General features: G+C 39.2%; 9 protein-coding genes and 1 pseudogene. All 10 read left to right on the plus strand.

Going from position 1 to position 10512, the window contains the following annotated elements:
- Positions 1–274, plus strand: a pseudogene (locus RHS_RS22960) (hypothetical protein); the annotation flags it as partial.
- A 70-nt stretch (positions 275–344) separates the two neighbouring features.
- Positions 345–1286, plus strand: coding sequence for a sugar ABC transporter permease (locus RHS_RS22965; RefSeq protein WP_047834486.1), 942 nt, complete (start codon positions 345–347; stop codon positions 1284–1286).
- An 11-nt stretch (positions 1287–1297) separates the two neighbouring features.
- A complete protein-coding gene (locus RHS_RS22970; RefSeq protein ID WP_047834487.1) occupies positions 1298–2188 on the plus strand; it encodes a carbohydrate ABC transporter permease in 891 nt (296 codons plus the stop codon).
- 16 nt (positions 2189–2204) lie between these two features.
- Positions 2205–3278, plus strand: coding sequence for a S9 family peptidase (locus RHS_RS22975; protein ID WP_083267664.1), 1074 nt, complete (start codon positions 2205–2207; stop codon positions 3276–3278).
- Complete coding sequence (locus tag RHS_RS22980) at positions 3209–4414, plus strand: uroporphyrinogen decarboxylase family protein (protein ID WP_395023421.1); 1206 nt, start codon at positions 3209–3211, stop codon at positions 4412–4414. The genes RHS_RS22975 and RHS_RS22980 overlap by 70 nt, the downstream gene beginning before the upstream one ends.
- Before the next feature lie 30 nt (positions 4415–4444).
- Entirely contained in the window at positions 4445–5827 is a 1383-nt protein-coding gene (locus tag RHS_RS22985) for a glucosidase (protein ID WP_047834489.1), read from the plus strand.
- A gap of 14 nt (positions 5828–5841) precedes the next feature.
- Positions 5842–7236, plus strand: coding sequence for an aminopeptidase P family N-terminal domain-containing protein (locus tag RHS_RS22990; RefSeq protein ID WP_047834490.1), 1395 nt, complete (start codon positions 5842–5844; stop codon positions 7234–7236).
- A 61-nt stretch (positions 7237–7297) separates the two neighbouring features.
- Complete coding sequence (locus RHS_RS22995) at positions 7298–8047, plus strand: glucosamine-6-phosphate deaminase (protein WP_047834491.1); 750 nt, start codon at positions 7298–7300, stop codon at positions 8045–8047.
- Between the two features lie 21 nt (positions 8048–8068).
- Positions 8069–9004, plus strand: a complete 936-nt coding sequence (locus RHS_RS23000) for a N(4)-(beta-N-acetylglucosaminyl)-L-asparaginase (RefSeq protein WP_047834492.1) — start codon at positions 8069–8071, stop codon at positions 9002–9004.
- Positions 9005–9269: 265 nt separating this feature from the next.
- The coding region (locus tag RHS_RS23005; RefSeq protein WP_047834493.1) for a hypothetical protein at positions 9270–10512 on the plus strand (1243 nt) is incomplete at its 3' end.

Here is a 10512-nt window from a genome sequence, read left to right on the forward strand (position 1 = left end):
ATTTGCCAATAGCTTTACAAGTGACCAGATACGGCAGCCGTTTCCAAATAGCGGAACAAAGGCGGCACTGGCTTTTACGGATGAAGAAAATGCAATACGTACTGAGGTTGAAACAAATATTGAAACTTATTGCGATGAAATGGCTATAAAATTTATAGAAGGAAAAGAGTCTTTGGATAAATTCGATGAGTATGTGGCTACTGTAGAATCCTATGGATTATCCCAGTTATTGGAGGTACACCAAAGTGCTTATGACCGGTTTGTGGCAAATTAGTTAATAGTTTAAAAGCAGAGTGCGCCGTAGTGCTCTGCTTTACATAAAAATGTAAAGAGGGGGTATAAGCATGAAGAAAAATAGGAGTACTGAAAGAAGGATAAAAGTACCGCTGAAAAAGCTCATTTACCGTGACCGTCATCTTTTGGTTATGTGTATGCCAATGATAATATTCTTTTTTATTTTTGCCTATTTACCAATGGGAGGGCTGTTTCTTGCGTTTGTAGACTTTAAACCGGCTCTTGGCATTAACGGTTCGCCATTTGTAGGACTGGACAATTTTATGCAGGTATTCAGAAATCCATTTTTTCCAAGACTTTTAAAAAATACTTTCTTAATCGGCCTGTATACACTGGTATGGAGTTTTCCATTTCCAATTATTTTTGCATTGGCTGTAAATGAAATAAGATCAAAAAAATTTCAAAAGGCTGTTCAGACGATTAGCTATATGCCGTATTTTATCTCTATTGTAGTGATTGTCGGCTTAATGAGTAACTTTTTATCACCAACAACCGGAGTTATTAATACCGTCTATACCATGATTACCGGTAAAGATGCAGTGAGCTTTATGACAGAGCCGAAATACTTTCGATTTTTATACGTAGTAAGTAATATATGGCAGACATTTGGATGGAATTCAATTATCTACTTAGCCGCATTATCCGGTGTGGATATTGCGCTATACGAAAGTGCCAGAGTAGATGGGGCAAATCGTTTTAGGCAGATGCTTCACATTACATTGCCCTGTATTATGCCAACAATAATCATTATGCTTGTACTTAATATGGGAAATATTATGAGCGTTGGTTTTGAGAAAATTATTCTGATGTATTCTCCCTCTACTTATGAGGTTGCAGATGTAATTTCTACTTATACATATCGAAGGGGAATTGTTCAATCCGACTATAGCTTTGGAACTGCCATCGGGCTTTTTAATTCTGTAATTAATATGGTATTTATCGTTGGGGCAAATTGGTTTAGTAAAAAATTCAGTGATACATCACTATGGTAGGGGGGACATTTATGAATAAATCACAAAGACGCAATATAAGTGACAAAGCTTTCCTGGTCTGTGTTTATATATTTGTAATACTATGCTCTGTGATTGCGTTGTATCCTTTAGTCTATACACTGAGCATGTCAATCAGCGGCGCAGAACACGTTGCAAAGAATGATATTTTCTTTCTGCCAAAGGGCTTTTCTGTCCAGGCATATAAAATGGTCTTTGAAGATAAAGAAATCTGGGGAGCTTATGGTAACACACTCTGGTATACAGTCGTAGGAACGGTAACAAGCGTTGCCCTGACACTCCTATCTGCCTATCCGCTATCCCGAAGAAGATTTTTTCTGAGGCGAAAGCTAATGCTGTTTGTAATGTTTACATTGTACTTCAGTGGAGGAATGATACCCATGTTTCTGCTGGTTAATAATCTTGGATTATATAACACAAGGTGGGCTTGTATTTTTCCATATCTGATCAGTGCATGGAACCTTATTGTATGCAAAAGCTTTTTAGAAAGTATCCCGGAAACGCTGGAAGAAGCAGCATCAATTGATGGAGCATCGCCTTATTTCATTTTTTATAAGATCTTTATGCCCCTTTCAAAACCGATTATCGCCGTTATGACACTTTTCTACGCAGTAGGGCAATGGAATGCATATTTTGCTGCGATGATGTATCTGCCTGATTCAAACCTGCATCCCATACAGATGTACTTAAGAAAAATATTGATTTTATCAAATGCCCAGTCATCCATGGGTGGGTCTTCTATGGGAGGATTTGAACGTAGCCTTGCAACACAGCAGTTAAAATATTCTGTTATCATAGTTACCATTTTACCGATTTTAATGGTATATCCTTATCTTCAAAAGTATTTTGTAAAAGGCGTCATGATAGGATCTATAAAAGAATAGGAAAGAAGGAAAACATATGAGTTATTATACATCCAGGCAGCATTTTGAAAAAATATTTACAGAAACGAATAGGAGTCATAGTTTTTGTGCCACAAACCGTCAGGAGTTCCATGACTGGAGCGATTCACTGCGGGAACAATTACACAGGCTGATCGGCACAGGGCAGATGCACAGATGTCCGGCGAATCCTGAGATTTTAGAGGAAATCCCCTGTGATGGTTATGTCAGAAAAAAGATCTTGATTCATACCGAAGAAGATATTTTAATGCCATTTTATATGTTAGTTCCAACTGATATACAAAAGGGAGAAAAAAGGACGGCTTTGATTGCCTGCCATGGACATTCCAGTAATGGGAAAGAAGCGGTTGCAGGTGTTCGGGATAAAAAAGTGGTTGCAGAGACTATAGATCATTACAACTATAATTATGGAGAAGTTTTTGCCAGGAAAGGGTATGTGGTATTTGCTCCGGATGCCCGTGGATTTGGCGAAAGACGAGAGTGTTACGATCAGGGTGAGGAAGATGAAAAATTGCTGGCTTCTTCTTGCTCATATCTGAATGTCATGGCAATGTCTCTGGGACAAACTGTCATGGGAATGTGGTTGTGGGATTTAATGAGGCTTGTGGACTATGCATTAAGTTGTGATTTTATCAATGGACACATTGCATGCGCTGGTTTATCCGGGGGAGGTATGCAGTCTTTATGGCTGGCTGCAATGGATACCAGAATAGAAAGCTGTGTGGTAAGCGGTTATTTCTATGGATACCTGCAGTCTCTGCTAATCAATTATAACTGTCTGTGTAACTATGTTCCTGATTTATGGAGGAATGCCGACATAGGGGATATCGGAGCATTAATCTGCCCAAGGCCAGTACTGATAGAAACCGGGGATGCAGATTTTCTGAATGGAAAGGATGGTTTGGAAAATGTGTTTCCTCAGGTAGAAATCATTCGAAAAGCTATGAGGCTGTTTGGGAAAGAAGAAAATATATATCATGATATTTTCCAGGGAGAGCATAAATGGCATGGGGGACAGGCATATCAGTGGATATCATCCCATACACCGCCATCAATGGAGGAAGTAAAATGACATCGAAGGAACGTGTTTTTAAAACAATAAACCATGAAGAACCGGATAGGGTACCTATTGGAGAATGGGGAATTGACCATGACCATGTATCCCATATAATTGGCAGACATACCTTCTGGAGGAATCGAAAAGATACCACGCTGGCACTTTGGGATAATCGCCGGGACGAGGTGGTTGGCAGTATGAAGGAGGATTATGCAGCTTTAATAGAGGCGTTAGACCTGGACATTGTAACGGTAGAACTAGTTCCTTCTAAAAAGCATCATACGGCAGACAAACCCCGTGAAATAAGCGCCGGAACGTGGCAGGATTGTAGGGGCAATGTATATAAATATGCTGCAAGTAATGACTCCATTTCATGTGTAACTAAAAAAGAAGGTAAAGAAGAAATTGAAAGAGAAGATATAGAAAGAGCATTAGAAGATATAGAAGAAATGGATGAATCCCAGTTTGAACTAATCGATTATTGCTGCGAGAGGTTTGGAAAAGAAAAGACCATATTGTGCAGGAGTATTGATATCTACAATCCTTTATTTAATGCTTTTCATGGAGATTATGATCATGATTTAATGCTGACGCTGACAGCTCCGGAAGAAATTGAAAAAATGAGGCCGGTATGTTTAGCATACAACCGGAAAATAATTAATTATTGTGCAAAAAAAGGTGTAGATATTATGATGCAGGGGCAGGATTTTGGGATGAATTCGGGATGTATCATCAATCCTGCCAGTATACGAAGTGTATTTATGCCGGTTATCCATCAGGTAAACAGAGATATTGAAAGTGCGGGAATGATACCATTTTACCACTGCTGTGGAAATATATGGGACATCATGGATGATTTTGTAAATGCTGGATACAAGGGGTATCAATCGGTTCAGGAAAGTGCCGGCATGAGTAATGAAATATTAAAAAAGAAGTATGGTGACAGATTAACATTTTGGACAGGGGTGCAATGCGAAACGCTGGTAGAAAAATCATTACCGGAGGTTAAGCAGGAGGTGGAAAGAAATCTGGAAGTGTTAATGCCGGGAGGTGGATATATATTTGGATCTACGAATTCAGTTCAGTATGGAGCTAAGACAGATAACTATCTCCGGGCATTGGAAATAGTTCGAGAAAAAGGAAAATACTAAGTTAAGCCACAGGGCAGATTGGAGAAGCGTATGTATATTAAAGATAATAAAGCGGAGGATGTCCGTATCACATATATTGGTGGTGGATCCAGGGGATGGGCGTGGAATCTGATGAGTGATCTGGCTGTAGAGGATCAGATGAGCGGCATTGTAACACTTTATGATATAGATCAGGAAGCAGCGGAGAATAATGTTTTAATAGGTAATGCATTACAGGAAGAGGGGAAAAGTAAAAGTTTTAAGTATCGTGCATGTAATTCACTAAAAGAATCTTTGGAAAATGCAGATTTTGTAGTAATTTCTATATTACCCGGAACTTTTGATGAAATGGAGTCTGATGTACATTTTCCGGAAAAATATGGAATTTATCAATCTGTTGGAGATACGACAGGTCCGGGAGGAATATTCCGGGCTTTGCGGACACTGCCTATGTATGTGGAGATAGCAAATGCAATTAAGGAGACAGCTCCCGATGCATGGGTAATTAATTATACCAACCCAATGGGGGCGTGTGTACGGATATTGTATGAAGTATTTCCAAAAATCAAGGCATTTGGCTGCTGTCATGAAGTATTTGGTACTCAGGAACTGCTGGCCCGCCTGGCTGAGAAAGAATTTGGTATCGATAAAATATCCAGGAATGAGATCGTAGTAAATGTAATGGGATTAAATCATTTTACCTGGATCAATGAAGCTGCCTATCAGGGGATGGATTTATTACCATTGTATGAGAAAGCAGCAGAAACCTACAAAGATGGTTTGGAATTAGACGGTGAAAAGAATTGGCTGAACAGTTATTTTGCAAATGCTAATTGTGTTAAGTTTGATTTGTTCCGAAGGTTTGGCGTAATAGCGGCAGCAGGAGACCGTCACCTGGCTGAATTTTGTCCGGGATGGTATCTGAAGAATCCCGAAGTAGTTCAAAGTTATAAGTTTTCATTGACTCCGGTTAGCTGGAGAAAAGAAAATCTGGCTGGATTATTAGAAAAGAGCCGAAAACAGGCAGCAGGAGAAGAAAAGGTAAAAATAAATTTGTCAGGTGAGGAGGGAGTCCGGCAAATGAAGGCAATATTAGGGCTGGATACTTTTATCACCAATGTAAATATGCCTAATCATGGTCAAATCAGCAATATAGAATCAGGTGTGGTAGTGGAAACAAATGCAGTGTTTTCCTGCAACAATGTTAAGCCGGTTTTTGCCGGGGAAATGGATAAAAATATTCTGGAGTTGACAAGACCACATATCTATGCACAGAATGCGCTGATCGATGCGTGCATCTCCCATTCATTAAAACCTGCATTTTTAGCATTTGCCAATGATGCATTAATTTCATTGCCAATTCGTGATATTGAAACAATGTTTGGGGAAATGTTTCAGAATACATCAAAATATCTGGAATACTATAATGTCTAAGAAAGAGACGGTATATGATCATGAAAATAAAATATATAAATGCAAAAGAAACCTGTTTAAAGGAAACTGACTGTGCCCCTGTCAATAAATTAAGTGCAGAGGTGTATAAGCTTCGTATTGATAAGCTTACAAACCGTATGAAAGAAAATAACATTTCCCAGGTTGTTTTATATGGAGATCGTGAACATAGTGCAAATATAGAATACTTTTGTGGGTTTGACCCTCGATTTGAAGAGGCTTTAGCAATCATTGATGAAAAAGGGAAAGTAACCTTAATCGTGGGAAATGAAGGGTGGGGGTACATAGAGGATATTCCATTTCAGGTGGATGCTGTACTATATCAGAATTTCAGTCTGCAGGGCCAGCCAAGAGACCAATCGCCGGCTTTAGAACAGATAATTAAAAAAATTGTAGGAAATTCGGTAAAAACTGGGGTGGCAGGCTATAAATATGAGGAGAACCCAGTAGATGGAAGGGATATCAGGCGTATCAGTGATATTCCATCCAAGATACTGACAAGTTTGATAGAAAGCTGTAATAGTGTGTGTGATTTTACGCAAGAATTAATACGGGTTCCGGATGGTATTCGAATGAGTCTGTACTGCGCAGAAGAGATTGCCTGGGCAGAGAACCAGGCAAACAGATGTACCGGTGTTATTCAGAGAATGCTTAAAAATCTGAGAATTGGAATGAAAGAATACGAACTTCCTATGGAAGCTAAAGTTGGGTTTGACCCCAGAAGTATGCACCCGATTTGTAACTTTGGCAGTACAAGCGTGAGAATCGGCCTGCGGTCGCCGGGAGAATCTGTTTTGCAGCTGGGAGATGTATGTGGGATGTGTTATGGAATAAAAGGGAATCTGGTTTCCAGGGCGTCTATTGCTGCATATGGTGAGGATACGTGTAGTGATGAGCTGGCTGGATATTTAGATAAATTTTATTATACGTATTTTCTTGCGGTAGCAAATTGGTACGAGACGCTGAGATTAGGGGTATCGGCTGGGGAACTTTATGACAGTGTTATGGATCTGATTGGGGATCCCCAATTTGGGGTGTCTCTTAATCCGGGTCATTATATCGGTACAGAGGAATGGTCTAATGCATCTACAAGAAAAGGTGGTGCAGAGCCTGTGATTAGCGGTGCTCATTTACAATCGGATATAATTGCTTCATCTGCCAGTCCGGTAATGGCTGCAATATGTGAAGACGGTCTGGTTGTGGCAGATGAGAAGTTGAGAAATGAACTGCAAAACAAGTATCCGAAAGTATATGAGAGGATTATCGACAGACAAATCTTTTTTAGAGAAGTATTAAATATCAGGATAAAAGATGAAGTTTTGCCTTTAAGTAATTTAAATGGTGTATTTTTTCCTTTTATGATGGATACGAATAAAATATTTGTTAAGTAGGATAGGTATGACTTCCGGACATGCCAAAAAGCAATAAATATTAGGTAGTTAAAGGAGTAAAATGAGATTAATTAAAGTAAAAGATTATAATGAAATGACAGATATGCTATTACAGTATTTTATAAACCAGGTTACTAAGAAAAGTGATTCTGTTCTGTCTTTTACCACAGGAGCTACAACTAAGAGGTTTTTGACCAGATTTGCAGAAGTAATTAATACTGGGCTTGATATAAGCAATTGTACTTTTCTTAATTTGGATGAGTATGTAGGGAAAAGAAATATGCCTTATAGTGTTCATTCCTTTATGCATACTTATCTATATAATAGGATTAATATTAAACCAAAAAATATTTTTGGACTTGATGCTCAGGCTTCGGATCAGGATGAGGAGTTAAAACGATATGAGTTAATATTGCAGAGGCATGAGAGGGATATACAATTTCTCGGTCTGGGAACAAATGGACATATTGGAGCAAATGAGCCAGGGACTCCTTTTGACTCAAAGCTATTTATAGCTGACAGCTGCATTTCTACAATGGAAGCGACAAAGAAGTTGTTTCAATTAAAGGATAGTGAAGTTCCGTCGCAGATGTATACAATGGGTTTTCAGGAAATAATGGCAGCTAAGTGTGTGATACTTGCAGCATCTGGTATAAGCAAGGCGGAAGCAGTAAAAAAAGTGGTGGAGGGTGATATTAGCGAAGCTATTCCGGCTTCCATCCTTAAGAAACACGGAAATTTTATTTTTATAATAGATGAAGCAGCAGGTTCACTTTTAAAGGAGAGAGAGGTTTTTGGATCTTATAATTAACTTTAAACGGGAGGTTCCTATATGAAAGGATATATGGTTGCAACTTGGAAAATGGCATTGGAGGGGGTCCAGGAAGGAATGCGGATTCTCAAAAACGATGGAAACCTGCATCTGGCAATAGTTGAAGCAATTAAAAGTGTGGAGAACAATGAGGATTATGTATCCGTAGGTTATGGGGGCTTGCCAAACAGGGACGGATCTGTAGAATTGGATGCGGCTTTTATGGATGGAGACACGCTGGGGGCAGGAGGGGTAATGGCTGTTCAGGGGATAAAGAATCCAATTGAACTGGCACTTTCCTTAAGCCGATGCAGCAGAAATTGCTTTCTTGCCGGAAAGGGGGCAGAAGAATACGCATTATCTCAAGGGATGGATAAACAGAATTTATTGACGGCAAAGGCAAAGCAACGGTATGAACGTTCTTTTGAAAGTAATCTTAGGGAAGATATAGAAGCCTATGACGGACATGATACGGTATGTGTAATCGGGAGAAACAAGTGGGGATCTCTTGCGTGCGGAGTATCCACATCCGGCTTGTTTTTAAAACATCCGGGAAGGGTAGGGGACAGTCCAATAATTGGTTCTGGATTTTATGCCAACTCCGCAATAGGAAGTGCAGCAGCTACCGGTGTTGGAGAAGAAATTATGAAAGGCTGCCTTGCGTATTCGATTGTTGCATGTATGAGATCTGGTGAAAATGTACAGGATGCATGTGAGCATGCACTGAATTATCATATTGAGATGCTGGGCAAACATAGGGATAAAATTGGAAGTATGTCTGTAATTGCAATGGATAGAGAGGGGAATATCGGGGCAGCTACTAATATGAAAGAATTTCCCTTTATAATAGGTAATGAAGACCAAACATGCAGTATCATGGTTGCATATAATAAAAATGGCAGAATAATAATTGAAAATCCGGATGAAAAGTTTTGGTTCAGATATAAGGGAGATTAAATCAGGGAAAGGCAGTCAGCTGCCTTTCTCTGATTTTTTTTATAAGGTATAAATTTAATTTGCAATATTCTTCTTTTTGTAGTATTCTGAAATAATAAATCACAAAACATATGATTAATAATATTATAGGAATATAAAAGATACATATTACATGAAGAAGAACCTTTTCCCCCATTTTTTTGAATTTGTAATTCAATGACTTCCCCAATCTAATCGTCTATGATGAAATAGAAAACTATTATACGCATATATGAGGAGGTAAACGATGGGGATTCATATTTCACTGGACGTAGTTCCGGAAAAGATTGCAAAAGAGGAATGGGAAAAAGTATATAAAGAAAGTTTGGTTCTGATTCGGAATTATCCGTTTTTAAACCGTGTAACTGCCAAGAAATACGGTCAGGCATTTTCGTTTTATGTGAAAACCAGAGAGATCACTAATCAATATGGACATTCAGGATGGTTTACCAGTGGTGACCTGGTAAGTAAAAAGCGGGGCGAGTCCTTTCATTTTCCCAAGACGCTGAAGTATTATGGGGAAGGTTTCCGGGATCAGCTGGATCAGGATGTGTTCTGGTCAATCTTATCCGCAAAGGGATGCATTGAGGAGGATGACAATCGAATTCCGGATATTAAAAAACTTTGGGGTGGCAAAACACAGGGGGAGCCGTATCACCTCTATTTATTGGCGGTGGGCTGTCTGGTAGAAGCGAGACTTCCTGGGGCGGCTGTTGTATACGGAGATATATCACTGGGCCAGTGTAAGCGTGCCATCCGCTGGGCGAATCAATATCTGGAGATACCGATTGAATTAACAGACAGAGCCTGTATGATTCAGCTTTATAAACGGGTTCTAAAAATGAATCTGGATGATGGGGAGCGGCTGAAAGCATTCCTTTCCCTTACCATGGAGAAGAAAGATGAAAAGATGGGAGACTTTATCCGGGAATATTTTGACGGGGATACAATAAAAGCATATTTTCAGAAGGCTTTTGGCGGGTTTACTCCGGATCAGGTGGGGTTTATCCATGAAATGAAAATATATTTTGCACTGGGATTCGATCTGGAGATGTTCTGTACGCTGGTTAAAGAAAAACATAAATGGAAAAAAGTACTTACGGCTGAAAGCATAATCCGACGTGTTGTAAAGTCAAAGTTATATATGAAGGATAAAAATACCTATGACTATACAGAACATATACAGGACAGGCCTGACAGCGAAGAAATTGAGACCATTAAAGACCAGATGTCAAAAGTGTTTGCCTTAATGTCCGGTGCGGTCAATGAAAACGTCAGCGCATATCTCTCTTACGACGATATGATGGACGTTTTGGAAAAGAACTTTAAAGATGAATGTGATGTGCAGAAGATTGTAGAGCAGTTTCGAAAGGAAAATGAAGAAGAACAGGAAAGTTTTCAGAGTTTGTTTTACGATAATGATGAGATTATGCTTAAGATGGGGAAAATGCTGGAAGTACGAGGAGAAGGAAAAGAGGTATACAGTATTG

The sequence above is a fragment of the Robinsoniella sp. RHS genome, assembly GCF_001029355.1.
Classification (GTDB): Bacteria; Bacillota; Clostridia; order Lachnospirales; family Lachnospiraceae; genus Robinsoniella; species Robinsoniella peoriensis.